Source organism: Nocardiopsis sp. LOL_012 (genome assembly GCF_048060475.1).
Classification (GTDB): Bacteria; Actinomycetota; Actinomycetes; order Streptosporangiales; family Streptosporangiaceae; genus Nocardiopsis.
Genome location: NZ_JBHMIV010000016.1, coordinates 55,806 through 82,790, shown reverse-complemented (window position 1 = coordinate 82,790; position 26,985 = coordinate 55,806). Strand labels below are relative to the sequence as shown.

At 72.6% G+C, this 26,985-nt stretch carries 27 protein-coding genes; 10 read left to right on the top strand and 17 right to left on the bottom strand.

The annotated features are described in order from the left end of the window. Positions 1–14 precede the first annotated feature (14 nt). The 7 genes from ACFHWE_RS12655 to ACFHWE_RS12625 form a co-directional block, all read right to left on the bottom strand. Positions 15–785 carry a CDP-alcohol phosphatidyltransferase family protein gene (locus tag ACFHWE_RS12655; protein ID WP_416601397.1) on the bottom strand — a complete coding sequence of 257 codons (771 nt, stop codon included), beginning with the start codon at positions 783–785 and terminating at the stop codon, positions 15–17. Then, the gene (locus ACFHWE_RS12650; RefSeq protein WP_416601395.1) at positions 763–1,812 is read right to left on the bottom strand and encodes an iron-containing alcohol dehydrogenase family protein; all 1,050 of its coding nucleotides are present in this window, start codon (positions 1,810–1,812) and stop codon (positions 763–765) included. Before ACFHWE_RS12650 ends, ACFHWE_RS12655 begins: the two co-directional genes overlap by 23 nt. A 5-nt stretch (positions 1,813–1,817) precedes the next feature. Further along, positions 1,818–2,549: a sugar phosphate nucleotidyltransferase gene (locus ACFHWE_RS12645; RefSeq protein ID WP_416601452.1), complete on the bottom strand. Its 732-nt coding sequence runs from the start codon at positions 2,547–2,549 to the stop codon at positions 1,818–1,820. Positions 2,550–2,582: 33 nt separating this feature from the next. Then, a complete protein-coding gene (locus ACFHWE_RS12640) occupies positions 2,583–3,299 on the bottom strand; it encodes a DUF5941 domain-containing protein (protein WP_416601393.1) in 717 nt (238 codons plus the stop codon). Beyond that, the gene (locus ACFHWE_RS12635; RefSeq protein WP_416601391.1) at positions 3,296–4,084 is read right to left on the bottom strand and encodes a hypothetical protein; all 789 of its coding nucleotides are present in this window, start codon (positions 4,082–4,084) and stop codon (positions 3,296–3,298) included. The genes ACFHWE_RS12640 and ACFHWE_RS12635 overlap by 4 nt, the downstream gene beginning before the upstream one ends. 199 nt (positions 4,085–4,283) lie before the next feature. Then, entirely contained in the window at positions 4,284–5,165 is an 882-nt protein-coding gene (locus tag ACFHWE_RS12630; RefSeq protein WP_416601390.1) for an ABC transporter ATP-binding protein, read from the bottom strand. Further along, complete coding sequence (locus ACFHWE_RS12625) at positions 5,165–6,016, bottom strand: ABC transporter permease (RefSeq protein WP_416601388.1); 852 nt, start codon at positions 6,014–6,016, stop codon at positions 5,165–5,167. Before ACFHWE_RS12625 ends, ACFHWE_RS12630 begins: the two co-directional genes overlap by 1 nt. 276 nt (positions 6,017–6,292) lie before the next feature. Between ACFHWE_RS12625 and ACFHWE_RS12620 the strand changes: the two genes are divergently transcribed. Together ACFHWE_RS12620 and ACFHWE_RS12615 are read left to right on the top strand one after the other, a co-directional pair. Then, entirely contained in the window at positions 6,293–7,036 is a 744-nt protein-coding gene (locus ACFHWE_RS12620; RefSeq protein ID WP_416601386.1) for an IspD/TarI family cytidylyltransferase, read from the top strand. Next, entirely contained in the window at positions 7,033–7,803 is a 771-nt protein-coding gene (locus ACFHWE_RS12615) for a glycerophosphodiester phosphodiesterase (protein ID WP_416601384.1), read from the top strand. The genes ACFHWE_RS12620 and ACFHWE_RS12615 overlap by 4 nt, the downstream gene beginning before the upstream one ends. Before the next feature lie 4 nt (positions 7,804–7,807). On the opposite strand, the gene ACFHWE_RS12610 is transcribed toward ACFHWE_RS12615, so the two are convergent. Both ACFHWE_RS12610 and ACFHWE_RS12605 read right to left on the bottom strand, forming a co-directional pair. Then, positions 7,808–8,800, bottom strand: a complete 993-nt coding sequence (locus tag ACFHWE_RS12610) for a glycosyltransferase family 2 protein (RefSeq protein WP_416601382.1) — start codon at positions 8,798–8,800, stop codon at positions 7,808–7,810. 116 nt (positions 8,801–8,916) lie between these two features. After that, positions 8,917–9,150: a TM2 domain-containing protein gene (locus ACFHWE_RS12605; RefSeq protein ID WP_416601381.1), complete on the bottom strand. Its 234-nt coding sequence runs from the start codon at positions 9,148–9,150 to the stop codon at positions 8,917–8,919. 356 nt (positions 9,151–9,506) lie between these two features. Here ACFHWE_RS12605 and ACFHWE_RS12600 point away from each other — a divergent pair, with 356 nt between their 5' ends. From ACFHWE_RS12600 to ACFHWE_RS12585, 4 genes are all read left to right on the top strand, one after another. Further along, positions 9,507–11,000: an LCP family protein gene (locus tag ACFHWE_RS12600; protein WP_416601379.1), complete on the top strand. Its 1,494-nt coding sequence runs from the start codon at positions 9,507–9,509 to the stop codon at positions 10,998–11,000. A gap of 25 nt (positions 11,001–11,025) precedes the next feature. Next, the gene (locus ACFHWE_RS12595; protein WP_416601378.1) at positions 11,026–11,685 is read left to right on the top strand and encodes a YIP1 family protein; all 660 of its coding nucleotides are present in this window, start codon (positions 11,026–11,028) and stop codon (positions 11,683–11,685) included. Positions 11,686–11,927: 242 nt separating this feature from the next. Beyond that, the gene (locus ACFHWE_RS12590) at positions 11,928–13,241 is read left to right on the top strand and encodes a UDP-glucose dehydrogenase family protein (protein WP_416601451.1); all 1,314 of its coding nucleotides are present in this window, start codon (positions 11,928–11,930) and stop codon (positions 13,239–13,241) included. A 165-nt stretch (positions 13,242–13,406) separates the two neighbouring features. Next, positions 13,407–14,168 (top strand): TNT domain-containing protein, encoded by a 762-nt coding sequence (locus ACFHWE_RS12585; protein WP_416601377.1) that lies wholly within the window; start codon positions 13,407–13,409, stop codon positions 14,166–14,168. Positions 14,169–14,222: 54 nt separating this feature from the next. On the opposite strand, the gene purE is transcribed toward ACFHWE_RS12585, so the two are convergent. Both purE and ACFHWE_RS12575 read right to left on the bottom strand, forming a co-directional pair. Then, positions 14,223–14,774 (bottom strand): 5-(carboxyamino)imidazole ribonucleotide mutase, encoded by a 552-nt coding sequence (gene purE / locus ACFHWE_RS12580; RefSeq protein ID WP_416601376.1) that lies wholly within the window; start codon positions 14,772–14,774, stop codon positions 14,223–14,225. After that, complete coding sequence (locus ACFHWE_RS12575; RefSeq protein WP_416601374.1) at positions 14,771–15,928, bottom strand: 5-(carboxyamino)imidazole ribonucleotide synthase; 1,158 nt, start codon at positions 15,926–15,928, stop codon at positions 14,771–14,773. The genes purE and ACFHWE_RS12575 overlap by 4 nt, the downstream gene beginning before the upstream one ends. Before the next feature lie 152 nt (positions 15,929–16,080). Between ACFHWE_RS12575 and ACFHWE_RS12570 the strand changes: the two genes are divergently transcribed. Both ACFHWE_RS12570 and ACFHWE_RS12565 read left to right on the top strand, forming a co-directional pair. After that, positions 16,081–16,602 carry a GtrA family protein gene (locus ACFHWE_RS12570; RefSeq protein WP_416601372.1) on the top strand — a complete coding sequence of 174 codons (522 nt, stop codon included), beginning with the start codon at positions 16,081–16,083 and terminating at the stop codon, positions 16,600–16,602. A 226-nt stretch (positions 16,603–16,828) separates the two neighbouring features. Continuing rightward, positions 16,829–18,199 carry an LCP family protein gene (locus ACFHWE_RS12565; protein WP_416601371.1) on the top strand — a complete coding sequence of 457 codons (1,371 nt, stop codon included), beginning with the start codon at positions 16,829–16,831 and terminating at the stop codon, positions 18,197–18,199. 26 nt (positions 18,200–18,225) lie between these two features. Here the strand turns inward: ACFHWE_RS12565 and ACFHWE_RS12560 are convergent, their stop codons facing one another. Further along, positions 18,226–19,236, bottom strand: coding sequence for a type II CAAX prenyl endopeptidase Rce1 family protein (locus ACFHWE_RS12560; protein ID WP_416601449.1), 1,011 nt, complete (start codon positions 19,234–19,236; stop codon positions 18,226–18,228). Between the two features lie 397 nt (positions 19,237–19,633). Between ACFHWE_RS12560 and ACFHWE_RS12555 the strand changes: the two genes are divergently transcribed. Beyond that, a complete protein-coding gene (locus tag ACFHWE_RS12555) occupies positions 19,634–20,776 on the top strand; it encodes an Mrp/NBP35 family ATP-binding protein (protein ID WP_416601370.1) in 1,143 nt (380 codons plus the stop codon). A 70-nt stretch (positions 20,777–20,846) separates the two neighbouring features. Here the strand turns inward: ACFHWE_RS12555 and ACFHWE_RS12550 are convergent, their stop codons facing one another. The 4 genes from ACFHWE_RS12550 to sigE form a co-directional block, all read right to left on the bottom strand. Next, complete coding sequence (locus ACFHWE_RS12550) at positions 20,847–21,911, bottom strand: S1C family serine protease (RefSeq protein ID WP_416601369.1); 1,065 nt, start codon at positions 21,909–21,911, stop codon at positions 20,847–20,849. A gap of 303 nt (positions 21,912–22,214) precedes the next feature. Next, entirely contained in the window at positions 22,215–23,273 is a 1,059-nt protein-coding gene (locus tag ACFHWE_RS12545) for a transcriptional regulator (RefSeq protein WP_416601367.1), read from the bottom strand. Beyond that, positions 23,270–23,935, bottom strand: a complete 666-nt coding sequence (locus ACFHWE_RS12540) for an anti-sigma factor family protein (protein WP_416601366.1) — start codon at positions 23,933–23,935, stop codon at positions 23,270–23,272. The genes ACFHWE_RS12545 and ACFHWE_RS12540 overlap by 4 nt, the downstream gene beginning before the upstream one ends. Beyond that, entirely contained in the window at positions 23,932–24,528 is a 597-nt protein-coding gene (gene sigE, locus ACFHWE_RS12535) for an RNA polymerase sigma factor SigE (protein WP_416601364.1), read from the bottom strand. The genes ACFHWE_RS12540 and sigE overlap by 4 nt, the downstream gene beginning before the upstream one ends. 252 nt (positions 24,529–24,780) lie before the next feature. Between sigE and ACFHWE_RS12530 the strand changes: the two genes are divergently transcribed. Next, the gene (locus ACFHWE_RS12530) at positions 24,781–25,425 is read left to right on the top strand and encodes an O-methyltransferase (protein WP_416601447.1); all 645 of its coding nucleotides are present in this window, start codon (positions 24,781–24,783) and stop codon (positions 25,423–25,425) included. On the opposite strand, the gene ACFHWE_RS12525 is transcribed toward ACFHWE_RS12530, so the two are convergent. Beyond that, positions 25,422–26,909: a leucyl aminopeptidase gene (locus ACFHWE_RS12525; protein ID WP_416601362.1), complete on the bottom strand. Its 1,488-nt coding sequence runs from the start codon at positions 26,907–26,909 to the stop codon at positions 25,422–25,424. The genes ACFHWE_RS12530 and ACFHWE_RS12525 overlap by 4 nt on opposite strands. Positions 26,910–26,985 lie beyond the last annotated feature (76 nt).

Below are 26,985 nucleotides of genomic sequence, written 5' to 3'. Positions count from 1 at the left end.
TTGTCACTTTCGCGCTATTCGAGCCTGCGGGAGGCGACCACGCTCACGAAGTGCGCGGCGCTCATCACCACGCCCACGGCGGCGCACGCGGCCACCAGGACCCGGGTGGCCGCCAGGTCACCGAGGAAGGCGTCCGCCACGGCCGCCACCACGACGAGCAGCGACAGTTCGACCGCCTGGATGAGGCGGTGCACCTTGAGCGCGGAGGCCAGGCGCCGGGCCAGGCTCAGGCCCGACGAACGCGGGCGCATCGCCTCGGCCGTGACCTCGGCGGGCAGCCCGGCCTTGGCCCGGGCCACCACCACGTTGTCGGTCTCGGCCTTGATGAGGACGACGCCGAGCGCGGCGGCCATCCCCAGGACGACCCAGCCGCCCGCCGACCACTCGCCCTGGGCGCGCACGCCCAGGCCGACGAGCAGGGCCACCTCGGAGACGTAGTGGCCGATCCGGTCGAGGTAGATCCCGGCCACGCTGGTGCGGCCCGTGTAGCGGGCCACCTCGCCGTCGGAGCAGTCCAGCAGCAGGTAGAGCTGGACCAGCAGCGCGGCGAGGACGGCCGACCACAGCCCGCCGAAGGCCACGACCGCTCCGGCCAGCACGCCGCAGGCCATCATCAGGTAGGTGATCGGGTTGGGGGGGACGCCGAGGCGGACGAAGAACGTGCTCAGGTACGGCGAGAGGTCCCGCATGTAGTACCGGCCGGCCCAGTGCTCCTCGTTGACGCGCTCCTTGATTCCGGGGGGTTGGCCACCGGACCGGACGTCAGCGACCGATGGTTTCGACATAGTCAGCGACACTCCGCGCGATCTCGTCCTCGGTGAGGTCCAGGTGTTCCAGGATGGTGAACCGGCCGGGCCGGGTGCCCGGTGCGTGGGCGACGGCCCGGGCGAACTCCCCGTCACCGAGCCCCGCGTCGGAGGGCAGGGTCGGCAGTCCGTGGCGCACCAGGCAGGCGCGGATCTCCTCCAGCCGCGGTTCCGGCCACCCCGCGTGGCGCGTGCGCAGGAAGGACGCGTACAGCGCGCCCAACCCGGCGAGCTCGCCGTGGTTGCCGACCCCCGGGTAGAGCTGGGTGACGGCGTGCAGGATCTCGTGGCAGGCCCCGCTCGCCGGACGGCTGGACCCGGCCACCGACATCGCCATGCCGGAGAGCACCAGCCCCTCGGCGAGCACGCCGAGGAAGGCGTCGGACTCGATGGAGTCGGGCCGGTGCAGGACCGCCTCGGCCGCGACCCGGGCGAACGTGACGGCCATGCCGTCGACCGGCTCCCCCTTGAGGCGGCCCGCCAGGTGCCAGTCCTCGATGGCGGAGATGTTGCTGACCACGTCGCCGACGCCGGAGCGCACCAGGCGCTCGGGGGCGGCCCGGACGTAGTCGAGGTCGATCACCACGGCGATGGGCATCGTCACCCCGATGGAGGGCTTGCCGCCCTCGTGCTCCAGGGAGCTGACCGGGGAGGCGATGCCGTCGTGGGCCAGGTTCGTGGCCACGGCCACCATGGGGATGCCCGCCATGGTGGCGGCGTACTTGGTGACGTCGATGGTCTTGCCGCCGCCGATCCCGGCGACCGCCTCGTAGGCGCCCGCGCGCAGCTTCGTGCCCAGCTCGGTGGCGGCGTCCACGGTGCCGTCGTCGACCTGGAAGACCTCGCTGTGCGGCAGGTCCAGGTCGGCGACGATACTGGCGCCCTGCCCAGGGCCGACCGCGACGGCGATCCGCCCCTCGGTGGCGATGCGCCGGTCGGCGAGCACGTCCCCGAGGGAGGCGACGGCACCGCGGCGCACGTCGATGGCCAGGGGGGAGGCGAGCATTCTCGCTAGTAGCGGCATGCGATCTCCCTGGCCTTGGCGAGGTCGTCGTGGTCGTCGACCTCGACCCAGTCGACCCGCCCGATCGGGGCGACGGCGACCTTCTCCCCGCGGCGGACGAGTTCCTGGTAGCCGTCCTCGTAGTAGAGCTGCGGGTCGCGCTCCCAGGTGGCCTTGAGGGCGTCGGCGAGCCGGGCGTCGAGCGAGCCCTCGATGAGGGTGGCGCCGATGTACTCCCCCGCGGCGGTGGCCGGGTCCATGAGCTTGGTGATGGTGCGCACGTGTCCCCCCTCGTCGAGGGTCACCTTCATCTCCTCTTCGGCGAGAGTTTTCACGTCGTCCACCGCGAGGAGGAGTTCCGGACCCCTGGCTCCCAGTAGCGTGTTCTCGACACTCACGGGGTGCACCGTGTCGCCGTTGACGAGGAGGACCCCCTCGGAGAAGAACTCGCGTGCGGTCCACAGGGAGTAGGCGTTGTTCCACTCCTCGGCCTTGTCGTTGTAGCTGAGGGTGAGCCTGACGCCGTGGCGCTCCTCCAGGGCCTCCTTGCGCTCCTCGACGGCGCGGGCCTGGTAGCCGACCACGACGACGACGTCGGTCAGCCCGGCGGCGGCGAGGTTGCCCAGGGAGATGTCCATGATGGTCGTCTCACCGTCCACCGGTACCAGGGCCTTGGGCAGGGTGTCGGTGTAGGGGCGCAGACGCCGTCCGGCTCCTGCGGCGAGAACCATTCCGAGCATGAGGGCGTGTTCCTCCTTCATCGGGGAGGCGCCTCACGCCTCCCCGTTCGTTCCGGCGGCCGGTCGGCCGCCGTCTGTGTGCCCGTGCGGGGGTGTCACGGGCTCCTCCGGGCCGTCGCCGCCCCCGGGGCAGGGCGGGGCGACGGTCGTGCGCACCTCGGTCACGGGCGTGGCGCTCCAGGAGCGCACGGCTTCGCGCACCAGGAGCACCGCCAGGTACGCGGCGAGCACACCGTAGGCGGGAGTGAGCGCACCGAACGCTCCGCCGACGGCGAGGACGAGCATGCGGCCGTCCCAGCCCAGCGCCGCCCGGCGCACCCATGCGGGCCGCGCGACACCGACCGCGGGACGGCAGACGCCGTCGCGGTGGTGGCAGGCGACCACCACCAAGAGTACGAACACCAGCGGACCCGGCACACCGGACGCCAGCCCCAGGACCGCCAGATACCCGTACTCCGTGGCGCGCAGGACCAGCGGCACGAGCCGGTCGAAGCGCCCGTCGTGGGGGTGTCCCGAGGAGGGACCGGACAGCAGCAGCGCGGCGACCGGTGCGAACAGGGTAATGCCTGCCAGCTCCCCTCTGACCGCGGCCAGGAGTGTGCCCACCACGAGCAGGCCGGTGAGCGCGGGGAGCAGGGGCGCCACGGCGCCGGGGGCCGCCCGTCCGAGCAGGGTGCAGAGGTGGCCGTCGTCACGCAGGACGCGCAGGTCGGGGACGCTGGCCCGCAGGCGCTCTCGGGGCGTGTTCACCCGGCGTCCCCGGTGGTCGGGTCGATGAGCTCGCAGGTCACCGCGAGGGCGCATCCGACGGTCAGGGTGAGCAGTGCGGCGCGCGCGTCCCAGAACGTGGCGGTCACCGCGATCACCAGGAAGCGGGTGGACTGGGTGAAGGCCAGCAGGCGGCGCAGGACGGCCGGGGGCGCGGCCCCGGGTACGGCCGGACGCGGCTTCTGGACGGGGGGTTCGGATGCGGGGCCGCTCCGGGGGGCACCAGCGGTGCCGAAGAGCCGCCCGGTGAGCGCGGGGTCGCTCTCCTTGGGCCCCTGGGGCGGCGCGGGCAGGAGGTCCTTCAGCAGGCCGCCGGAGGGCTTGTGCGGGCCCGTGGCGGCCTCGTTGAACCCGGGGGCCGGCGCGGGGGCGGGCGGGGCCGACCGGGACACCAGGAACGAGTCGCGCAGGGCGAGGGCGATGAGCGCACCCGCCGCCCAGGCCCAGGCGCCCTCGATCCCGGCCGCGACCGCGCCGAGGGCGAGCCCAGCGTAGACGACGTACTCGCGCAGTTGGGCGAGCATCGCGGCGAGCCACATGGTGAGCGCGTCCCGCCGGTCGGCGCGCATACGCGATCGGACGGCGTCACAGAACAGGACGGCCGCCAGGAAGAGGGCGCCGACGAGGGCGCCGACGGTGTCGCCCCGAGAGAACCAGACGGCCGCGGCGACGGCCACCAGCACGCCCACACGGCTCACCCCGGCCCGGGTGACGCCTCTGCGTTCCAACATCCGCGCGGTCGACCGCGCCACCGTGCCCTCGGCCATGACGTGCCCTCTCCTGCGTACTGAGGGACACCGTTTCTCACTATGGGCAGCCAATCAACCACTGACACGCTCATAGCGCCCGGTACGGGCATACGCGGACGAGGTTCGTCCTGGGGCGAACGTGAGCGCTCGGTTTCGCCGTGGGGCGAACCTCGACACCTGCCGTCCGCGGACCGGGGCACCAGACCCCGTCGACGGGCTAGGCTGCCTGACCGCCGTCGCCCTGGCCCTTCTCCTGCTCGGCCCGCTTCTTGGCCTCCTCGCGCTTCTTCTTCTCCTCGGCGCGCTTCTTGCGCGCGGCGATCTCGGCCTTGGTGTCGGCGTTGTAGGCCTCCAGCGCGGCCTCGATGTCGGTGTCCAGCGCCAGTTCGCCGCCCCGGATGTACAGGCCGCGGTTGCAGAACCTGCGCAGGTCCCCCTCGTTGTGGGAGACCAGGACCATCGTGCGCTGGTTGGCCAGCATGCGCTCGATCGCCTCGTAGCACTTGCGCTTGAACGCCTTGTCGCCGACGGCCAGCACCTCGTCGACCAGCATGACGGGGTGTTCGAGCTGGGAGATCAGCGCGAAGCCGAGCCGGACCTTCATACCGCTGGAGTAGTGCCGCACCGGGGAGTCGATGAACTTGGCCTCGATCTCGGCGAATTCGACGATCTCGTCGAAGCGCGCGTCGATCTCCTTCTCGCTCATCCCGTGCAGCGAGCCGACCAGGTACACGTTCTCGCGGCCGGTGAGGTTGTCGTTGAACCCGGCGCGCAGCTCCAGGAGCGGGGCGACCTTGCCGCGCACGTGCACCTCGCCCTCGTCGGGGATGAGCACCCCGGCGATGAGCTTGAGCAGGGTGGACTTGCCGGTGCCGTTCTTGCCGACGATGCCGACGCAGTCGCCGCGGGCGACCTCGAAGGAGACGTCGCGCAGCGGCCAGAAGTCGTTGCCCTGGGCGTTGGGGTCGCGCTTGCTGCCGTGGATGAACATCTCGCGCAGGCTGCGCTTGCGGCGCCGGTTCACGGCGAACTTGACACCGAGGCCCTTGGCCTCGATGACCGGACCGCCGTCGGCGGTGCCGTAGCTGGTCTGCGCCATCACAACTCCTTCAGGACGGACATCTCCAGGCGGCGGAACGTCCAGTATCCGATGACGAGCATGAGGAGCGAACCGACCACCGCTGAGGTCAACGCCAGGGTGGTGGGCACGAGTTCCTCGAACCCAGCGAACCACACCGTGCGGTGCATCTGGAAGATGCCCAGGAGGGGGTTGAGCTGGAAGACGGTCTGCGCCCACGAGGGGGCGTCGACGCTCTCGCCCAGGACCATGGAGGCGGGGAAGAGGATCGCCGAGCCGTAGAACAGCAGGCGCGTGAGGATGCGCGTCAGGCGCTCGACGTCGCGCAGCAGCACGTTGACCGAGGACAGCAGCAGGGTGGTGCCCAGCCCGAAGGCGAACGTGAGCACGACGGCCAGCGGCAGCCAGATCAGCAGCCCCTCCACCGAGGGGCGCCCGCCCAGGGCGATGACGAAGACCACCAGGATCGGCCAGGTCAGCAGGTACTCGACGAACTTGGTGCCCACGGACGCCAGGGGGAAGATCTCGCGGGGCACCTTCATGGTGGTGATCAGCTTGGAGTGCGTGATCATCGTCCGGGGGGCCTCGCCGAGGATCTGGCTGAAGGTGGTCCACGGCAGGATGCCCGCGACCAGGAACAGCAGGAAGCCGCCGGTCGCCTTCGCGTCCGCGGGCATGCCGCGATCCGCCCCCAGGACAATCCCGAAGACGAAGAAGTAGACCAGGGTCATGGCCATGGGCTCCAGCATCGTCCAGGCGTAGCCCAGAACCGACTGCTGGTACTTGACCTTCAGGTCGCGCCGGACCAGGAGGCCGACGACCTTCCGGTGCTCCCAGACGGCCAGCGTCCGTGACGCCACCGCCACCTCCAAGGGTTGTCTCTCACGTCCGGGCGGCTCTCGACCCCGGACGGGCGTGTAGGTACTCGCCTGCGCGCACCGGACCTGCGGACCAGGCCCCGGGACCCAGCGCCTGGGGGATGTCGCGGGCCGCGCCCCCGGTCCCGGGTGGGCCGGGTGCCGGAACGGACGCGTCACAACAGGCGTCCACAGATTACCGCCGTGACGGATCGGCCGAACCCACCCATCCGGGGACAGGCGCCGCGGACCGCACCCGGGCCCCGGTCACCGGTCCGCTAGGGTCGGCGCATGGCTCCCCAGATCCCGCGCGTGATCGCCGCGGTCCTCGCCGGAGGGGTGGGATCGCGCATGGGCGCGGCCGCCCCCAAGCAACTGCTCCCCCTCGCGGGGCGGCCGATCATCGCCCACTCCGTCGCCGCCTTCGAGGACTGTCCCGACGTGGACGACATCGTCGTGCTCATGGTCGCCGAGCACGTGGGGCGGGTGGAGGACATCGTCGCCGACGCGGGGTTCACCAAGGTCCGCGCGGTCCTTCCCGGCGGGGCGACGCGCACCGAGACCTCGCGCGCCGCGCTGGACGCGATGGAGGGTGCGACCGGAACCGATCTGGCCCTGCTCCACGACGCCGCGCGCCCCCTGCTGCGTCCGGCCACGATCTCGGCGTGTGTGGCCGCCCTGGGGACGGCGGGTGCGGTCGGGGTGGCCGTGCCCAGCACCGACACGACGGTACGGGTGGCGCCCGGCCGCACCGGCGGCGAGGTGATCACCGATGTTCCGCCGCGCTCCGAACTGCGGCGCATGCAGACCCCGCAGGGGTTCCGGCTGGACGTGGTCCGCCGCGCCTACGCCCTGGCGGCGGCCGACCCGGACCTGGTCGCCACCGACGACTGCGGTGTGGTGCTGCGGTACCTGCCCGGCGAGGAGGTCCGGATCGTCGAGGGCGACGAGGCCAACATCAAGGTCACCAACCCGGGCGACGTGGAGGTCGCGGAGGCGCTGCTGCGGCGGGCGCGGGCCGGGGAGGCGCGGTGAGCGGGGTGTTCACCCCGACCGAGGTGATCGGCCACCGGGGTGCGGGGCGCGGTGTGGTCGGCGGCGCTGTGGAGAACTCGGTCCGCTCCTACGCGGCCGCCGCCGAGGCGGGGGCGGACTGGGTGGAGATCGACGTGCGGCGCACGGCCGACGACGCCCTGGTGCTGTACCACGACGCCTGGCTGGCGGACGGCCGCGCGGTGGTGGACCTGACCGCCCGGGAATGCGCGCGGGCCGGGATCATCGGCCTGGACGAGGGCCTGGCGGCGCTGCCGGAGGGGGTGGGCCTGGACGTGGACGTCAAGTCGGTGGTGGAGGACGCCGTGGACGCCCCGGCGCGGCGGACCGTCTCGCTGCTGCTCCCCTACCTGCGCCGGGAGGCCCGGCGCAGGCGGGTGCTGGTCTGCTCGTTCGACCCGGGTGTCCTGCTGGCCGTGGCCGAGGGGGCTCCGGGGGTCCCGACGGCGTGGATGCCCTATGTGCGCACCCCCGCCGACCACGCGGTGCCGGGCGCGGTCGCCCTGGGCTGCCCGGTCGTGGCGATCGACGCGCGCGCGTTCGGGCTGGGCGGTGAGCCGCCGCGGCCGGGGCGGCGTCCGGTGTCCTACTCCGTGGACCTGGCGCACCGCGCCGGCCTGGAGGTGGTGTCGTGGTGTCCGGACCCGGCGGAGGCCGCGCTGCTGGCCGGGGCGGGCGTGGACGCGGTGGTGGTGGACGACGTGCCCGGCACGGTGGCGGCGCTGGGGGCCGCGCGGTCCGGCGGGTGAGCGCTCAGGCTCTGACGGCGGCGGTGCGCGAGTCCGCGCCGAGGCCGCGCGGGCTGGTGATGAAGCCGACCCCCCAGGACATGTGCATGGTCGCCAGGGCGAGGGGGACCATCGGCCAGGACGCGGCGGGCAGGCCCCGGGACAGCGGGGCCGACGCCGCGGTGATCAGGGCCAGGTAGGCGGCGGGCACGAGGAACAGCGGCCAGAGGAAGAGCCCTCCGACCAGTCCGGCGGCGATCCCGGCCACCGCGAGCGGCGGGGCCAGGTAGCGCAGGTTGATCGTGCCCTTGTGCTGGCGGGCGACCACGCGCCGCCAGCGGCCGTAGTGGAAGTACTGCTTGGCCAGCAGGCGCACGTTGCGGCGCGGCCGGTAGGACACCCGCATGCGGGGCTGGAACCACACGGTCCCGCCGGTGGTGCGGATGCGGTGGTTCATCTCCCAGTCCTGAGCGCGCAGGAACGCCTCGTCGTAGCCGTCGACGCGTTCGAGGGCCGAGCGGCGGAAGACGCCCAGGTAGACGGTGTCGACCGGGCCGCCCTCGCCTCCGGTGTGGAAGCGCGCGTTGCCCACGCCCACCTTGGAGGTCATGGCGGCGGCCACGGCCTTCTCCCAGGGGGTGGTGCCCTCGGCGGCCATGATCCCGCCGACGTTGTCGGCACCCGTCTCCTCCAGGGTCTGGACGGCCACGCGCAGGTAGTCGGAGGGCATCATGGCGTGCCCGTCGATGCGGGCGACGATGTCGTGGCGGGAGGCGGCGATGGCGGCGTTGAGGCCGGCCGGGGTCCTGCCGGTGGGGTTGTCCACGACCTTGACCCGGGGGTCCTCGGCGGCGATCCCGTCGGCGACCTCGCGGGTGCGGTCGGTGGAGGGCCCCACGGCGAGCACGACCTCCAGCTCACCGGGGTAGTCCTGGGACAGGACGTGGTCCACCGCGGCGGCGAGGTGGCGCTCTTCGTTGAGGACGGGCATGACGACGGAGACCGGCGGCCAGGACACGGATACTTCCCCAGGTCGAGACGGGTCGCTGATGCGTGGGACGCGGGTCAACGGTACTGCACGGCGGCCTCCGTTCCGGCCCGGCGGAAGATCGCCAGGCCGGAACGGGCAGGGCTTCAGGCGTTCTTGACGGGCAGGCCGTCGGAGTCCTTGTACGCGCCGACGAGGATCATGATGAAGTCGATCAGCACCCAGATGCCGAGACCGCCGAAGGTGATGAGCATCAGGATGCCGGTGCCGATCTTGCCGGTGTAGAAGCGGTGGACGCCGAGGGCACCGAGGAAGAAGCTGAGGAGGACGGTGACGAGCCAGTTCTTGCTGGAGACGGCCTCACCGGACGGCGCGGTCATAGTGCACTCCGAGGATGTCGGGGGAATTGAGGGTTTCGGTACTCACCGGGATCTGACGGAGCCGGGGGAGGCTCCTGTCCGTTCCGTACCGGGAGTAGAGCATACATCCGCCCACTACCAGGCCACATCGGTTATCGAGGGGAACATCCCATTCGCATAGAGTGACGGTCACACGGATCCACCGCCCCGCCCGGAGCCGCCCCGGGCGGGCGACACGCCGAGAGTGCCCGTCCGGCCACTCTGAGCACATCAGGTGACAACCTAGGAGTAAAGGGATTCCGGCTCTGCAGGGGCCGGGAGGAGACGCCCGACACACTGATGACGGACACCGCTGCACGGGTGGGACGGGGACGCCGATGAGTGACGGCAACACGGAAGGGCCGGGACCCGCGGACGAGTTCCGCCGCACGCGGTCCCAGCCGCTCCCGCCCGCCCCCCGGCGCTCGAACCGCTCGGGCCGGGTCACCGTGCCCCCGGCCGCCGTGCGCCGCCACCGCACCGCCCTGCTGGTGATGGGCGCCCTGTCGGCGCTGGTCCTGGTCGCCTCCGGCACGTCCTGGGCGGTCGCGGGGTGGATGTCGGGAACGCTCAACCGCTTCGACGTGTTCGGGGCGCTCTCCGAGGACGGCCGCCCCGAGGGGTCCGGCGGCCTCACCTTCCTGGTCATCGGCTCCGACTCCCGCGGGGAGATGAGCCGCGAGGACCGGCACGCGCTGAGTGTGGGCTCCACCCCCGGCCGCAGGTCCGACGTCATCATGCTGGTGCGGATCGACGCCGAGAACGACCGTGTCGCCGTGGTCGGCGTCCCCCGGGACCTGTGGGTCGAGATCCCCGGCGAGGGGCCGGACAAGATCAACGCCGCCTACGCCCACGGCGGGCCGACCATGTCGGTCCGGACCGTGGAGGCCCTCACCGACGTGCGGATCGACCACTACGTCGAGGTGGACTTCGACGGGTTCGTGGACGTGGTGGACGCCCTCGGCGGGATCGAGGTGTGCCTTCCCGAGGCCATCCACGACCCCAAGGCCCGGTTGGACATGGCGGCCGGCACACACGGGGTGGACGGAGCCGAGGCCCTGGCGTTCGCCCGGACCCGCGCCACGGAGCGCGGCGACCTGGACCGCATCGACCGCCAGCAGCAGGTGCTCTCGGCGATGCTCGACAGAGCGGTGAGCACCCGGACGCTCTCCGACCCCTCCCTGATGACCGAGTTCCTGCGCAGCGCGCTGTCGTCGGTGACCGTGGACGAGGGGCTGGACACGGACACCATCAACCGGCTCGGCTACCACCTGCGCGACCTGGAGCTGTCGGAGGTCTCCTTCACCCAGGTGCCCATCGCCGACATGGACCACCGGACCCCGCGCGGGGAGTCCGCGCTGCTGTGGGACGAACCCGCCGCGCGGGAACTGTTCGACCGCTTCCGGGAGGGCCGCCCCATCGACGGCTCCGCACCGGTCCGGGACGGGGAGCCCGACCCGGCCGACATCCGGGTCCGGGTGTTCAACGGGACCGCGGGATCCGGGCTGGCCTCGCGCACGGAGCGCGAGCTCGCCAGCGCCGGGTTCCGGATCAGCGCCCCCGCCGCGAACTGGGGGCGCCGGGACGTGGCCGTCACCCAGATCCGCCACGCGCCCGGGAACGGGGAGGCCGCGGCCTACGTCTCAGAGATGTTCCCCGGTTCCGAGACGGTGGAGGAGCCTACGCTGGACGGTGGACTCCACATCGTGATCGGGTTCGACTTCACGGCACTGCACGTTCCGGAGGACACCGGAGGCGAGCCCGCCGGGGACGCGTCCGCCGCCGACGGCGTCTCGACCGTCAGGACCGCCCAGGACAACGTCTGTAGCTGAACCCGAGCGAAGGAAGGTGGTTCCCGTGCTCCGCCATCTGGTCGGTCTGCTCGCCGGTATCGCCCTGGCCCCGCCGCTGTGGGCCGCCCTCGCCTGGGGGGCGGACCTGTTCCCCCGGCTCGCCGGGGGCGAGGTGACCGCGGCGACGGTGTCGGCGGCGATCGTGCTGGCACTGGCGGGGGCCATCGGCGCCTACCTGGCGGCGGGAGGGGCGTCGCCGCTGTGCGCCGCCGCCGCGGGGCTGCTCCTGACCGCGCTGGCCCTGTGGCCGGTGCTGTCCCCGCAGACGGTGGCCACCGCCCTGGGATGGCTGGACCCGGAGGGCTTCCTGTACCCCGTCGGTCCCGGGCTCGCACCGGCTCTGGCCGCGGGGGTCCTCCTGCTCGGCTCGGCGATGACGCCGACCCGGTGGCGGGTCCGGCGCACCGCCGCGGAGCCGCCCCCCGCCGCCGACGGCCCCGCTCCCGGCAGGGACCGCGTCCGCGACGGCGGCCCCCTCCCCACGCGCCCGCTCCCGGCCGAGCCCGCCGGTGAGCGGTTCTCCGACACCCCTCCCCTGCCGCCGACCGGCTCCGGCGACCCGGACAAGACCACGACGCCCTTCCGCAGACAGGGGGACCCCGCCTCGCGGCACCCGCTGGACGTCGCCCCCGAGCAGTTCCGCTCCTTCGACGACCGGAGCTGAGCGGGTCCCCCGGGGCTCGGCGTCCGGAACCGCGGGTAGCCTGTGCGCCTGACTGTTCACGCCCTGTTCGCCCCCGTGCCGCACCATGGCGCGTAGGGTGATGGCTCTTGGGATGTTCGCCCCGGGCTCTCCTATGTCCGTTTTCAACCCGAAAACAGGATGCTGACCGCTTCAAGTGGGCACAACGAGTACACAGGCGCGAACGGCACGTTCAGGAAGGGGCTCCATAAGTGGCGGAACGAATGCGCGTCTCGGTCATCGGCACCGGATATCTGGGGGCCACGACAGCGGCCTGCCTGGCCGAGCTGGGCTTCGAGGTTCTCGGACTCGACGTCGACGAGGCCAAGATCGAGCTGCTGCGCTCCGGTAGCGTTCCCTTCTACGAGCCGGGGCTGGAGGAACTCCTCACCCGCGGCCTCGACGCCGGCCGGCTGAGCTTCACCACCTCCTTCCCCGAGGCCGCCGAGTTCGCCGACGTCCACCTCATCTGCGTGGGCACCCCCCAGCGCGACGACTCCGGCGCCGCCGACCTGCGCTACGTCAACTCCGCCGTGGAACTGCTGGCCCCCCACCTGACCCGCCCCGCCGTGGTCGTCGGCCGCTCCACCGTGCCGGTGGGCACCGCCGCGACCCTGGCCGCGCGCCTGCGCGAACTGGCCCCGGCGGACGAGGAGGCCGAGCTGGGCTGGAGCCCGGAGTTCCTCCGCGAGGGCTTCGGGGTGGAGGACACCCTCAACCCGAACCGGATCGTGCTCGGCACCGACTCCCGCAGGGTCGAGAAGGTCGTCCGCGAGCTGTGGCAGAAGCAGATCGACGAGGGGGTGCCCTTCCTGGTCACCGACCTCCAGACCGCCGAGCTGGTCAAGGTGTCGGCCAACGCCTTCCTGGCCACGAAGATCTCGTTCATCAACGCGATGGCCGAGGTGTCCGAGGCCGCCGGGGCCGACGTCATCCAACTCGCCGAGGCACTGTCCCACGACGACCGCATCGGCGGAAAGTTCCTCGGCCCCGGACTAGGCTTCGGCGGCGGCTGCCTGCCCAAGGACATCCGGGCGTTCATGGCGCGCGCCGACGAACTCGGGGTGGAGCCCGCCCTGTCCTTCCTGCGCGAGGTGGACGCGATCAACCAGCGCCGCCGCGCCCGCACGATCGACATCGCGCGCGAGCTGATCGGCGGGGACTTCTCCGGCACCTCGGTCACCGTGCTGGGCGCCGCGTTCAAGCCCAACTCCGACGACATCCGGGACTCCCCGGCCCTGGACGTGGCCGCCACCGTGGCCTCCCTCGGGGCCCGGGTGACGGTGTACGACCCCCAGGCCATGGACCGGGCGCGCGAGGCCTACCCGCAGTTGGGCTACGCCCCGACGATGGCGGACGCCGTGCGCGGCGCGGACGTGGTCCTGCTGCTCACCGAGTGGGCGGAGTTCCGGGAGGCCCACCCCGACGAGATCGGTGAGGCGGTGGCGCACAAGCGCATCGTCGACGGCCGCAACGCGCTCGACCCGACGTTCTGGCGGGCCTCCGGCTGGACCTACCGGGCGCTCGGACGCCAGTAGCCGCCCCGAGGCATCGAAGGGAGCCCCCCGCGGGGGGCTCCCTTCGTGTTTCCCTCCCGTCCGTGCGTTGCCCGGCGGTCGGACCGCGCCCGTGATTCACTGCTCTGCGCACTCACTTGAACACACCCGGCCATCGCCGGGTGTCCGAGTTCCGAACGGAGTCCGATGCCGAGGATCACGCCGCTGGCCGGCACCGCCCTGGCCCTGGCCCTGGCCGCCACGCCCGCCCACGCCGCAGCCTCCATGGAACACCCGCCGACGGCCTCCGCACTGGACGGCTGCCCCGCGCGCTACGAGCCGCCGACCGCCGACGAACTGGAGAGGTACCTGTGCGGCGACCCGCGGCTGGGGCCGGCGTCGCTGCCCTCTGAGGGACCGGTCGCCGCACTGGTGGAGGGGTACCAGCGCTTCGGCGGGCTGACCCCCGCCGCGTTCCTGGACCGGTGGTACCTGGAGGACCAGGTGGACCCGGCGACCGGCGACACCTTCGACGGATGGGACTACCCGGAGCACAACGGCTTCGCGGTGCGGGACGGGGAACCCGTCAACGGGCTCCGCGTCCTCGGCTCCGGGGAGCTGCTGGACCGCTTCGGCTCCCCCCGCGGCACGTTCCTCGCCCCGGCGGGCGCCCCCTACGCCGAGCGGGCCCTGCCGCCCGACTCGCTGAACACCTACCCGGGCGGCGCCGAGCACAACTACCACTGCTATGCGGTACTCGAAGACCTGACCGCGCTGGTCGGGCCGATCACCCCGCACTTCGGGCAGCCCGGAGGCGGGGAACAGCTCCTCGTCCCCGCGGAGGGGGTTCCCGAGGCGGACGGTGACGGCTTCGTGCGGGTGAGCCGACTCCTGGAGCTCGGCTACCTCGACGAGCAGCCCGCCGAGGCCTGCGTGGACGGCGCGGACGGCCGAGCGGACACGGCCTGAACCGCGCCGCCCCACCGCCGACGCGCCGCCCGGGGGCGGCGCGTCACCCGACGCTCAGCGGCCCAGGCCGAACCCGGCCGGCCGACCGTCCTCGGCGACCTCGCGGCGCAGCCGCTCGCCCTTGGCGTGGGCCTGGGCCATGAGCCCCTCCTGGAACCGCGCCATCCGCTCGGTCAGCTCCGGGTCGCCCGCCGCCAGCATCCGTACCGCCAGCAGACCGGCGTTGCGGGCCGCGCCCACGGCCACGGTGGCGACCGGCACCCCGGCCGGCATCTGCACGATCGAGAGCAGCGAGTCCATACCGTCCAGGTACTTGAGCGGCACCGGGACCCCCACCACCGGCAGGGTCGTCACCGAAGCCAGCATCCCCGGCAGGTGGGCGGCGCCGCCCGCACCGGCGATGATCGCCTTGAGGCCCCGCCCCGCGGCCTCGGAGCCGTACCGGATCATCTCGTGCGGCATCCGGTGCGCGGAGACCACGTCGGCCTCGAAGGGCACGTCGAACTCGCGGAGGGCGTCGGCGGCCTCGCGCATCACCGGCCAGTCGGAGTCCGAGCCCATCACGATCCCCACGACGGGGCCGCCACCGTTCGCGCTGTCGGTCACTGGTCGTCTCCTCGCAGGTAGTCGGCGGCGTCCCGGGCCCGCGCCAGCAGGTCCCGGTGGTCGTCGCCCGTCACTGTGACGTGCCCGATCTTGCGCCCCGGCCGCACGTCCTTGCCGTACATGTGCACCTTCACCCCGGGGTCCTTGGCCATGACGTGCAGGTAGCGGCCGTAGACGTCGGGGTCCGCGCCGCCCAGCACGTTGGCCATCACGGTGTAGGGCGCGACGGTGCCCGGCGCGCCCAGGGGCAGGTTGGCCACGGCGCGCAGGTGCTGCTCGAACTGGGAGGTCACGGCACCGTCGATCGTCCAGTGCCCGGAGTTGTGGGGGCGCATCGCCAGTTCGTTGACGAGTACGCCCTCGGCGGTCTCGAACATCTCCACCGCCAGGACCCCGGTGACGTCCAGGGCGTGGGCGATCTCGATCGCGGCCTGCTGCGCCCTGGTCGCCTTCTCCTCGTCGAGTCCGGGCGCTGGGGCGATCACCTCGTGGCAGATGCCGTCGCGCTGGAGGGTCTCCACCACCGGGTAGACCGCGACCTGCCCGTGCGGGGAGCGCGCCACCTGCACGGCGAGTTCGCGGCGGAAGCCGACCTTCTCCTCGGCCAGTAGCGGCACCCCCTCGGCGGCGGCGCGCGCGACGATCACGGCGGCCTCCTCGGGGCCGTCGGCGATCCACACGCCCTTGCCGTCGTAGCCGCCGCGCGCCGCCTTGAGCACGATCGGCCAGCCGTGCTCGTCGGCGAAGGCGTCCACGTGCTCGGGGGCGCTCACGGCCCGCCAGGCCGGGGAGGGGGCGCCCAGTTCGGCCATGCGGGTGCGCATGACGAGTTTGTCCTGTGCGAAGCGGAGCGCCCGGCGGCCGGGCCGCAGGAGGCCGCCCGCCTCCTCCACGGCGCGCAGGACGGGTTCGGGCACGTGTTCGTGGTCGAAGGTGACCACGTCGCAGGCCTTGGCGAAGGCCAGGACGTCGTCCAGCCCGCGGTCGTCCCCCAGGACGACGTCGCCGCACACGCGGGCGGCGCTGTCTCGGGGGTCGGCGGCCAGCACCGAGAAGTCGATCCCCAGGGCGATGCCCGCCTGGTGGGTCATCCGGGAGAGTTGTCCGCCTCCCACCATTCCCATGCGGGGGACGGTGCGGTTACGCTCGCTCACAATGCCTCAATGATCATCGATTCGTCGGGGTGGAGCCCCCTCCGGCCGGGGATCCGCGCTCCGGCCCCGGGCTAGAGTCTAGGCCGTGTTCTTCTTGAACCTCCGCTTCGCTTCGGCCCACCCCCCGACCACCGCGACGGGAGACTCGAAGCGTGCGTGACTTCCTTCTCCGGCATCCGAGGATCGCCGGGCTCCTCCGGGAGCTGAGCCGGTTCGCCTCGGTGGGCGCGGTGGCCTACACCGTCCAACTGGGTGTGACCAACCTCCTGTGGGCGCTGGGCACGGACACGATGCTCGGCCAGGCGGTCGGCACACTGCTCTCGATCGCGGTGGCGTTCGTGGGCAACCGCTTCTGGACCTACCGCCACCGCGCGCGCACGGGTTACGGACGCGAGACGGCGCTGTTCCTGGCGATGAACGCGGTGGGGATGCTCATCCAGCTCGGCTGTCAGGGGACGGCCGTCTACATCTTGGAGCTGGAGGGCCCGTTGGCCTCCAACATCGCCGGGAACGTCGTGGGGGTCGGCCTGGGCACGCTGTTCCGGTTCTGGTCCTACCGGACGTGGGTGTTCCCGGAGACCGGTTCCGGTGCCCGGGGCGGCGCGGCACGGGAGGTGCGCGGCCAGGTCTCCGACCCGCCGGGGGCGGCCCCCGCCCCGGACCCGAACGCGTAGACGGCCGTCAACTTGACCCGACCGTAACGCCGATTTACCGGCAAAAAATCTAACAGATCTGGTCTAATCCACTCATTTTAGGTAAAGTCTCCTCACTGTTACGGCCGCGTCCACAACACCAACGCTTATGTGCGGTGCGACCCCAGGGTGACCTGCCCCTCCCCATCCCCGACCGCGGGCACCCCTCGCCGACCCCCGAGGGCCCATCCCGCTCCTGAGGAGAAGGATGAGTATCGGCCAGTGGGCCGCCAGCTTCGCGACAGCCCTGCTGATCGCGGCCAGCCTCGCCGTCTACACCGCGTACCAGGGCGCGTTCGGCATCGAGACCGAGGCGATCGACCCCGAGTCCTGGGGCGACGGCGAACGCCCCGAACCGGTCGAGGGCATCCACAACTTCCTCCTGCTGGGCGTGGACACCGAGTCGGAGGGCGAGCGGCCCGACGTGCTGATCATCGTCAACATCGACGCGGACCGGGACGCGGTGACCATGGTCAACATCCCCCGCGACCTGATCGTGGACATCCCCGCCTGCGAGGCCGACGACGAGCACCCCGGCTGGACCGGCGGCCTCCAGCAGATCAACCACGCGGCGACCTACGGCGGCATGGACTGCCTGGGCAACACGGTCGAGACGGCCACCGGCATCCGCCTGGACCACATGGTCATGGTGGACTTCGCCGGGTTCGAGAACATCGTGAACACCGTCGACGGCGTGGAGATGTGCATCCCCGAGCCGATCGACGACCCCAAGGCCCATCTGGTCCTGGAGGCCGGAACGCAGACGCTCGACGGCGCGGAGGCGCTGGGCCTGGCACGGTCCCGGGCCAGCACCGACAACGGCAGCGACCTGGAGCGCATCGAGAGCCAGCAGCGGCTGATCGGCGCCCTGGTCCGGAAGGTGACCAGCGGCGAGTTCCTCTCCAGCCCGACGTCCGTCTACTCCTTCGTGGACTCGGTCACCGACAGCATGGTCACCGACGACCGGCTCACCGTGGACACCATGGCGAACCTGGCCCTCAGCATGAGCGACGTCGACCTAGACCAGGTCAACATGGTGACGGTCCCGGTGGTGGACTCCGAGACCCACCAGTACAAGGTCGATCCGATGCAGCCGCAGGCCGGTGACCTGTTCGCCGCGGTGGCCAACGGCGAGGTGCTCCCCGAGGAGGAGGACGGTGCGCCGGAGGCCGACGAGGAGCCCTCCCTCGCCCCGGGCGACGTCTCCCTGCGCGTGCTGAACGGGACCGGGGTCACCGGACTGGCCGCCGAGGTCGGTGTGCTCCTGGAGGGACGCGGGTTCGTGGTGGGCGGGGTGGGCAACCCCGTCGAGCGCACACCCGCCGTCACCACCGTCTACCACGCGCCGGACCAGCGCGAGGCGGCCGAGCTGCTGGCCGCGGAGCTGGCGGCGGCCACCGTGGAGGAGGTCGACGGTCTCGGCCCCGAGCTGGAGCTGGTGATGGGGGCGCAAGACTGGGACGGGCTGGCCGTCGGCGGGCGGAGCCCGAGCGCGGAGGCCTCCGACGGAGAGGACGGCGGCGTTCTGGAGGAGCTCGACTCCACCTCCGCCGAGTCCGACACCGCCGTCTGCGAGTAGCCGTCCGCCCTACGGCGGTCGGGGGCTCAGGCCGGGGCGGCCGGGCTGATGCGCCGCACGCCCGTGCGGCGGGCCAGGGCTACGGCACCCAGCGCGTACGCACCCGCCAGCACCACCGCGAGGACCAGGCCAAGGGGCGTCCCCGTGCCCGGCGGACCCGCGCCGACGACGGCCCCGGTCCCGATCGCCGCCATCCGGCCCTCAGCCACACTGAAGACGATCTGGACCAGCCCGTTGACCACGTGCAGACCGATCGCCGCCTCCAGACCGCCGGTGCGCCAGGTCAGCCAGGCCGCGCACAGGCCCATGACGGCGAGCGTGGCCGCCGTCCACCCGTCCTCGGGGAAGGCGGAGGCGTAGAGCGCGGCGAGCAGCGTCCCGCCGGCCAGGACCGCGGGGGCCGGCGAGCGCAGGACCCGGGCGGCCGCCCGATGGCCCCCCGGGGCGTCGGCCGACGCCCCCAGGGAGCCGACGAGCTGCATCACCAGACCGCGCAGCCCGAACTCCTCGGCCACGGCCTGGAACGGCACCAGCAGCACGATCACGGCGACCGCCGCCGCCACGACCCGCACGTCGGGCGGCGGCCCCGCCTCGGGCCCGGAGAGGCCGAACGGGCCGACCAGGAGCAGGTAGGCGCCGAGCACCGCCGCGACGCACACCAGCGCCAGCGCCGAGCAGCGGGCCAGCCACCCCCCGCGCAGCCGGCCCTCGACCGACAGCAGCGACCGCGCCCGGCGCCACTGGACCACGCGCACCACGATCAGCACGATCGGCAGGAGCAGCACCGAGGAGCCCAGGCCGATGGCCAGTCCCGCGATCTCCCCGACCCGCGGCGAGTCCGCGAGCAGACTGCTGCCGCCGAGGACCGCGACGATCGTCACGACGAAGGCGACCGCCACGCCCAGGACGAACAGCAGGATCGCCAGCATCACGAGTGACAGGGCGGGGACCCACCAGCGGAACCGGTCGCCGCGGGCCAGCCGGTGATACGGCTCACCCCCGGGGATCTCCGCGCAGGCGAACTCACTGGTGCGCACCGGACGCGGCGGCGGCCACGCCCACACCGAGGGGGACGCGTTCGCCGCGGGCTGCCCGCCGGGGGGCGTCAGACGGCCGCCGCCGGGCGGCCCCGCCCAGGTCTGCTCCCGCGCCCACGCCTCGTCGGTCCGCCCGCCGGCCCTCTCCGGGGCCGGCCAGGACGGACCGGATGGTGGCGACACGTTTCCCATGGTGGGCAGAGGCTACTATCCGGCGGTGTAGCGACAGCGTTAAGGGCACGCCGTAAACGCCTGGTCACAGTACGGACGGGCCCCTCCGGGGCGCCCGCGGCACCGCCCGGGAATAGGCCGGTGACGGCGCGCCGTTGGAGGGGGTGGTCCGTGAAGGAGACGCCACAGGCCAACGCCGGTTTCCGCTGATCTACGATTGAGTACTATGTCCTCCACACCATCCACCGAGCAGGTGCACGAAGCCCTCGCCACGGTGCTCGACCCGGAGATCCGCCGCCCCATCACCGACCTCGGTATGGTCAAGAGCGTCGACATCGCCGACGACGGCTCCGTCAAGGTCGGTATCTACCTCACCGTGGCCGGCTGCCCGATGAAGGGCCGTATCGAGAAGGACGTGACCGAGGCGGTGACCGGCAAGGTCACCGGGGTCACCTCCGTGGCCGTCGAACTCGACGTGATGAACGAAGAGCAGCGCAAGGAGCTCCAGACCAAGCTCCGCGGCGGCCAGGCGGCGAAGGAGATCCCCTTCGCCAAGCCCAGCTCGCTGACCCGGGTCTTCGCGGTCGCCTCCGGCAAGGGCGGCGTCGGCAAGTCGTCCGTGACGGTCAACCTCGCCGCCGCCATGGCCGCCCAGGGCCACAAGGTCGGTGTCGTCGACGCCGACATCTACGGCCACTCGGTGCCGCGCATGCTCGGCGCGTCGGACTTCCCGACCAAGGTCGAGGACATGATCCTGCCGCCCACCGCGCACGACATCAAGGTCATCTCCGTCGGCATGTTCACCCAGGGCAACACGCCGGTCGTGTGGCGCGGCCCCATGCTGCACCGGGCCCTCCAGCAGTTCCTCTCCGACGTCTTCTGGGGCGACCTGGACGTCCTGCTGATGGACCTGCCCCCGGGCACCGGCGACATCGCGATCTCGGTGGCCCAGTTGCTGCCGACCGCCGAACTGCTCGTGGTGACCACCCCGCAGCAGGCCGCCGCCGAGGTCGCCGAGCGCGCGGGCGCCATCACCGCCCAGACGCACCAGCGCATCGCGGGCGTCATCGAGAACATGTCGTACTTCGTCCCGCCGGGCGGCGGCGAACCGCTGCACCTGTTCGGCGAGGGCGGCGGCAGGACCGTCTCCGAGGCGCTGGGCCGGACCCTGGGCACCGACATCCCGCTGCTGGGCCAGGTGCCCCTCGACACCCGCATGCGCGAGGGCGGCGACTCCGGTCAGCCGCTCGTCCTGACCGACCCCGACGCCGAGGCCAGCAAGGTCATCACCTCGATCGCCGACGGCCTGGTGGGCAAGCCGCGCGGGCTGGCCGGCATGCAGTTGGGGATCTCCCCCGCCGGGCGCTAGAGGGTATTGAGAGACGAGTGGGCGACGGCCCGCGGGCCCCGGGACCGACGGTTCAGGGGCCCGCGGCGCGTCAGTCGTCCGACGCGCCCAGGACGATGTCGGTGGTGACGGTCTCCCCGTCGCGCCGGTAGACGAGCTCGACCTCGTCGCCCGGTGAGCGGTCCCGGAGCATCGCCAGCAGTTCCTGGCCGGAGTTCACCCGCCGGGTGTCCAGGGACGTGATCACGTCGCCGGGCTCCAGCCCCGCCTCGTCCGCGGGGCCGCCGCGCTCCACGGCGCCGGGCTCGTCGACGATGACCGCGCCCGCCGTCGGGCTGCTCAGGTCGAACTCCGCGCCGATGTCGGCGTAGGTCGCGCCCTCGTTCTCGATGAGCCGCTCCACCACGGTCTGCGCCTCGGACGAGGGGATCGCGAAGCCCAGACCGATGTTGCCAGTCCCCTCCCCCATGTAGCCGCCCATGGTGATGATCATCGAGTTGACGCCGATGACCCGTCCTTGGAGGTCGACCAGAGGGCCGCCCGAGTTGCCCGGGTTGATCGCGGCATCGGTCTGGAGCGCGTAGAACTGGCCGACGTCCTCGCCCTCGGGGCTCACCGGCCGGTCGGTGGCGCTGATGATGCCCTGGGTGACCGTCCCGGCCAGGCCCAGGGGCGCGCCGATCGCGATCACCTCGTCGCCGACGATGACCTCATCGGAGTCGCCGAACTCCAGGGGCTCGACGTCGATCGGGTCCTCCAGAGCCAGGACGGCCAGGTCGGAGGTGGGATCGGCCCCGACGACGGTGGCGTCCGACAGGCTTCCGTTGCTGTACTCGATCTGGATGCCCCCGTCCTCCAGTTCGGAGGAGACGTGGTCGTTGGTGACCACGTAGTCGCCCTCGATGACGAACCCGGACCCGCCGCCGGGGATCACCGGGCTGGCACTGCCGATGTAGACCACGCTCGGGCTGACGCGCTGGGCGACGCCCGCGATGGTGTCGGGGTCGCGCTGGGGCGCTTCAGGCGGCGGCTCGTTCATCTGCGGCCCCTGGTCCGGGGCGGCCTCCTCGTCGCCCGAGGAGGAGGCGGTGGCACCCACCAGGCCGCCGGCACCACCGGCGATGAGGGCGACGACCAGCATCCCCGACAGCGCCATCCACGCGGGTATCCCGCGCTTGGGCGGGCGCGGCGGTGCGGCGGGCGGCCCCTGGCCCGGGTGGTACGGGGCCTGTGTGAAGTGCTGGGGCTGGAACCGAGGGTCCGGCGGGGGGAACGGGTGCTGCTGGGAGGTCTGGATCGAAGGGGAGGGGTTCTGGGGTGTGTGAGGGTGCCGCGGAACCTGTGACATGTGGGGTGCATCAGGTGGTTCCGCTGGACCTGGGGGCGTTGTGTGGTTCATGCGGCCTCCGCTGGCGGTCGCTGGGGTAGGGGTCGAGGCGCGGCGCTACCGGGGCGGGGATCAGCCGATCCCCCACCGGGACAGGCCGCGCTGCACTCTGGCCCAGAACCCGAAGGCCCCGGGCTCCGGCAACGCGGTCACCGCGGAGGACACCAGCCCCGTGGGGGCGTCTGCCAGAACCGTGTAGACGAAACCACCGGATTCCCACACGTTCCGGTACTGACCGGTACCACCGCCGAAGATCGTGTCATGTTCTGTTGTGACGCCGTCACCCCCCGCCCCGGTTCCGGTGGATTCGTCACCGAGTGCGGAAGGATGTTCCGATTCCAGCTTCCCACGCTGGAGGAAGACCGACACCTGGGACAGACCATCCGAATAGACCGCGTGCACGACACGCGCGCCGTCCAGGCGGGTCGACCTGGCGTCCACGAGCCGCAGGTTCCACGCGAGGTGCTCGGGCAGATACCAGCCGCCCTCCCGCAGTTCCTCCCGCTCGTCCGGGGGGAGCGTGTCGCCCCAGGGCTCACCGCCGACGGCGTGTTCGGGCCAGTCCGCCTCGCCCACCCGGATCCCGGACAGGCGCGACACCGAGAAGGGCCGTCCAGACCCGTCGCACACCGTACGGCCCACGAGCAGGCCGGTGTCGGCGTCCACCAGGAAGCGGCCCGCGCGGGTGCCGTCGGCCCTCAGCGCGTCCACCCGGTGGACCGGTCGGCCCTCCAGCTCCCCGGGCCCCGCGTACACGACGGCATAGGTGTCCGCCAGTACCCGCAGGAGACGGCCGTCGAGGGCCTCGGGGGACTCGCGCACCACGAAGGCGGGCTCCTGGGAGCCGAGGGGCGCGACGGCGACCCCCTCCCCCGGGCGGCTGACCACGTGCAGGGCTCTCTCCTGCCGGGCACCGGGAAACGACACCGTGCCCACGGCGGTGTAGGGCACCTCGTCCTCGGCCTCGGCGGCGCCCAGGAGGTGGCCCATCCCGTCGTCGCCGCCCTCGGCGGGGACTCCGGAAGGGTCGGGGTGCCCCGGCGGCGCCATGATCAGGACACACAGCGCCAGAGCGGCCAGCAGGACCGCTACCGGGGGAACCGGGGGGGAGGAGGGTTCCTCCGGTCTCACCGGGTCTGTTCGGTCTCGCCGGGGGCGGCTCCCGTGACGGTCTCCGCCGGGGACTCCTCCCCGAAGGGCAACTGCCGGACGGTCAGCGCGTGTTCGAGCGCGAAATCGGCGATCCGGGGCTCGACCACCGGTGTGTCGTCGTCACCGCCGCCCGCCACGAACGCCGAACCGAGCAGGGCCGTGGCCACCGCGACCCCGGCCACCGCGTACCTGCTGCCCGGGAACGCGGGCAGGAGGTAGCTGAACCGGTCGGCGCGGCGGCGCGCCGGACGGTCCGCCGAGGGCGGGGCCGCAGGTGCGGCGGGAGAGGTGTCCGCCACGGCCTCCGAGGCGAACGGACCGCCCGTGGAAGGGTGGCCGCCGAGGGGGCGGGAGGAACCCAGCGGAGGGCTCATGCCGAACCCGGCGCCCCCGGGCGGCGGGCCGGGCGGTCGGCTGTCGGCTCCGCCTCCGGCCAGGCCGCTCAGGCGTCCCAGGAAGTCGTGGTCGGGCTCGGGCTCGCCGAGCGTGGTCAGGCGCCGTTTGAGCCTGCGCAGCATGTCGGCCTCGAAGCGGCACGCCTGGCACCCGGCCAGGTGGATGAGGGCGCGTTCGTGCTCGATCGGTCCCAGTTCTCCGTCGACGAGCGCGGAGAGGCGCTCTCCGAGGTGGCCCGTACTCACTCCGCCTCCCGGGTGCTCACACGCGCCTCACGCGCCTCCTTCTCGGCTGCCAGGGCGCGCCGGTGCTCCAGCGCACGGCGCAGTTGCGCACGGCCGCGGTGGATCCTGCTGCGGACCGTGCCGAGTTTGACGTCCAGCGTGGCGGCGATCTCCTCGTACGACAGGCCCTCGATGTCGCACAGGACGACCGGGGCCCGGAACTCGGCGGGGAGCGCGTCGAGGGCCGCCTGCACGTCGGCGTCGAAGTGGCGGTCGTCGTAGCTCTGCGCGGGTGAGGGCTCCCGGCCCTCGATGCGCTCGTCGGCGTTGTCCGCCAGGCCCTCGAACCGGATGCGGGCCTTGCGCCGCGCCGTGTCGAGGAAGAGGTTGGTGGTGATGCGGTGCAGCCAGCCCTCGAACGTACCGGGTGTGTACTTGGCCAGGGAGCGGAACACCCGGATGAAGACCTCCTGGGTGAGGTCCTCCGCGTCGTGCTTGTTCCCGGTGAGCCGGTAGGCGAGCCGGTAGACGCGGGGCGAGTGGACGCGGACCACCTCGTCCCAGCTCGGGGGCTCCCATTCCTCGAATTCCGCGGCCGGGCGGGACTCTGGCACCGCTGCTCCTTCCTTGCGTCGATCGCGAGGGGGCCGTGGCCCGGTCGACGACCGTTCATCCTGGTTCAACGCCGGGGGACATCCGATAAGTTCCCGCCGTCATGCTCGGAGTTCTCCCCTGTTTCACGTTAATCTTTTGCCGAGAGGCGGCCTGAACGCAACCACTCCCTTACGGAGAGTGGCCGATCACCGTCGAACCGACCACGACGCGAGGAGGCCGTCATCGCGAGCACGGAACAGGCCGCGGCCCAGATCACCTGGGCACGGACCGAGCAGAACCGCTTCTCCCACGAAGCCGTCGGGGAGGGCCCCCTGGCCGACGCCTACGAGACGGCACTGCGGTCCACCGCCCCGCCCGTGGACCCCGCCGCGGGGGCGGCACTGCGCTTCCTCGCCGCCGCGATCGGCGCGAGGTCGGCGGTGGAGGTGGGCACCGGCTGCGGCGTGTCCGGGGTCTGGCTCCTGAAGGGGATGGCCGCCGACGGGATCCTCACCTCCGTGGACACCAACGCCGCCTACCAGGACCACGCCCGGTCGGTGTACGCCGCCGAGGGGTTCGGCACGGGCCGGGCCCGGCTCATCAGGGGCCGGGCCCTGGAGGTGCTGCCCCGCCTGGCCGACGGCGGCTACGACCTGGTCTTCGTGGACGCCGACCCGGAGGGCTACCCGCTCTACCTGCGGGAGGCCCTGCGCCTCCTGCGTCCGGGCGGGATCCTGGCCTTCAACGAGGCCCTGACCGTGTCACCGGAGCCGGACGGCCCGCTGAGGGCGCCCGACCCGGTGGAGACGGCGGTGCGTGAGACGGTCCGGCAGGTACGCGAGGACACCTCGTTCGTACCCCTGCTGCTGCCCTTGGGCGGCGGCCTACTGGCCGCCATCCACCGCCCGGCCCTCTAGCGGGAGGCGAGCCAGCGCAGCAGCGTGCGGGTGGTGAACGCCGTGCCGCCCTTGCTGAGGATGCCGCTCTCCGACATCGACCGGCCCGGGCCCGCGATGTCCAGGTGGACCCAGGGCACGTCCGCCGTGAACTCCCTCAGGAAGAGGGCCGCCTCGGTCGCGCCCGCCGGGCCGAAGTCCTTGCCGCGGGTGCCGACGTTGGCGAGGTCGGCGATCCGGGAACCGGTGGTCGGTGCGTACTCGTCGGTGAGCGGCATCCGCCACAGGGGCTCGCCGGACTGCTCACCGGCCGCCGAGAGCTCGGCGGCGATCGTGTCGTCGTTGCTGTACAGCGCGCCGATACCGGTGCCGAGCGCGACCTTGGCCGCGCCGGTCAGCGTCGCCACGTCCACCAGGGCGTCCGGGCCGAGCTCGGCGACCGCGTAGCCGAAGGCGTCGGCCATGACCAGGCGCCCCTCGGCGTCGGTGTTGAGCACCTCGACGGTGGTGCCGGAGTAGGTGGTGAGCACGTCGCCGACCCTGGTGGCCGAACCGGAGAAGGAGTTCTCCGCCAGGGGCAGCAGGCCGGTGACCCGCACCGAGGCGCCCACGGCCGCCAGCTCCGACAGCACGCCCAGCACGATCGCCGCGCCGCTCATGTCCGTCTTCATGAGCTTCATGTTGTCGTTGGGCTTGAGCGAGAGACCGCCGGTGTCGAACGTGATGCCCTTGCCGACCAGCACGATGTGCTCGGTGGGGTTCTCGGGCGTGTAGGAGAGCCGGACCAGGCGCGGTGGGCGCACGGACCCCTGCCCCACACCGAGGATGGCGCCGAAGCCCTCGTCCACCAGGTCCTTCTCGTCCCAGACCCGCACGTCCAGCCCCGCCCCGGAGGCGACCTCGCGGGCCCGGGCCACCATCCACTCGGGGCCCTTGGCTAGGGAGGGGGTGTTGATGAGGTCGCGCGCGAGCGCGGTGGCCGCTGCGAGGGCGGCCCCCCGGCGGAGGTCGTCCGCCAGGGCCTCGGCGCCTGCGCCCACGACGTCGACGGCCTGGGCGGGGCGCTGGTTCGCGGGGGTCTCGCCCGTCTTCATGCTGAAGGTGTAGGAGGCGAGCAGCACCCCCTCGGCGAAGGCCGCGGCAGCGGCGGCGCCGTGGCCGGGCCAGGCCAGGGCGACCCGTTCCCGCCCCCGGCCGGCCCGGGAGAGGGCCGCACCGGCCTTCCGGAGGTCTCCGGGCGATCCCGGCCCCACCCCCAGAAGCGCCAGCCGTGTCAGGCCCCCGTCCCGGGGCACCGGGAACTGGACGAGCTCACCGGGCGCGCCGGTGAGCGAATAGTGCGTGAACAGATCGTCGAGCGGAGCGGGAAGAAGGCCCGCGACCGCTTCGGCCCCTCCGGCCGCGGTCGGCGCGTCATCACCGGAGGCCACGGGAAGGACCAGCAGGTCCGCGGTGGAATCGGCGAGGCTTCCCCGTCGGGGCTGGATCTGCGTGGTGAAGGGCACGGGCCGCTCACAATCGTTCACTCGTTCGGGAGGTCGGTGACCTCGGGGATCGTCGGGGATATCCGGCCCGGGGTGG

Coding starts and splice junctions, on each gene's coding strand:
- ACFHWE_RS12635 (WP_416601391.1), bottom strand. CDS start 4,084: ATGGCCGAGGGCACGGTGGCGCGGTCGACCGCGCGGATGTTGGAACGC.
- ACFHWE_RS12605 (WP_416601381.1), bottom strand. CDS start 9,150: ATGACCGCGCCGTCCGGTGAGGCCGTCTCCAGCAAGAACTGGCTCGTC.
- ACFHWE_RS12645 (WP_416601452.1), bottom strand. CDS start 2,549: ATGCTCGGAATGGTTCTCGCCGCAGGAGCCGGACGGCGTCTGCGCCCC.
- ACFHWE_RS12565 (WP_416601371.1), top strand. CDS start 16,829: ATGAGTATCGGCCAGTGGGCCGCCAGCTTCGCGACAGCCCTGCTGATC.
- ACFHWE_RS12550 (WP_416601369.1), bottom strand. CDS start 21,911: ATGGCGCTGTCGGGGATGCTGGTCGTCGCCCTCATCGCCGGTGGTGCC.
- ACFHWE_RS12650 (WP_416601395.1), bottom strand. CDS start 1,812: ATGCTCGCCTCCCCCCTGGCCATCGACGTGCGCCGCGGTGCCGTCGCC.
- ACFHWE_RS12555 (WP_416601370.1), top strand. CDS start 19,634: ATGTCCTCCACACCATCCACCGAGCAGGTGCACGAAGCCCTCGCCACG.
- ACFHWE_RS12655 (WP_416601397.1), bottom strand. CDS start 785: ATGTCGAAACCATCGGTCGCTGACGTCCGGTCCGGTGGCCAACCCCCC.
- ACFHWE_RS12590 (WP_416601451.1), top strand. CDS start 11,928: ATGCGCGTCTCGGTCATCGGCACCGGATATCTGGGGGCCACGACAGCG.
- ACFHWE_RS12630 (WP_416601390.1), bottom strand. CDS start 5,165: ATGGCGCAGACCAGCTACGGCACCGCCGACGGCGGTCCGGTCATCGAG.
- ACFHWE_RS12600 (WP_416601379.1), top strand. CDS start 9,507: ATGAGTGACGGCAACACGGAAGGGCCGGGACCCGCGGACGAGTTCCGC.
- ACFHWE_RS12620 (WP_416601386.1), top strand. CDS start 6,293: ATGGCTCCCCAGATCCCGCGCGTGATCGCCGCGGTCCTCGCCGGAGGG.
- ACFHWE_RS12585 (WP_416601377.1), top strand. CDS start 13,407: ATGCCGAGGATCACGCCGCTGGCCGGCACCGCCCTGGCCCTGGCCCTG.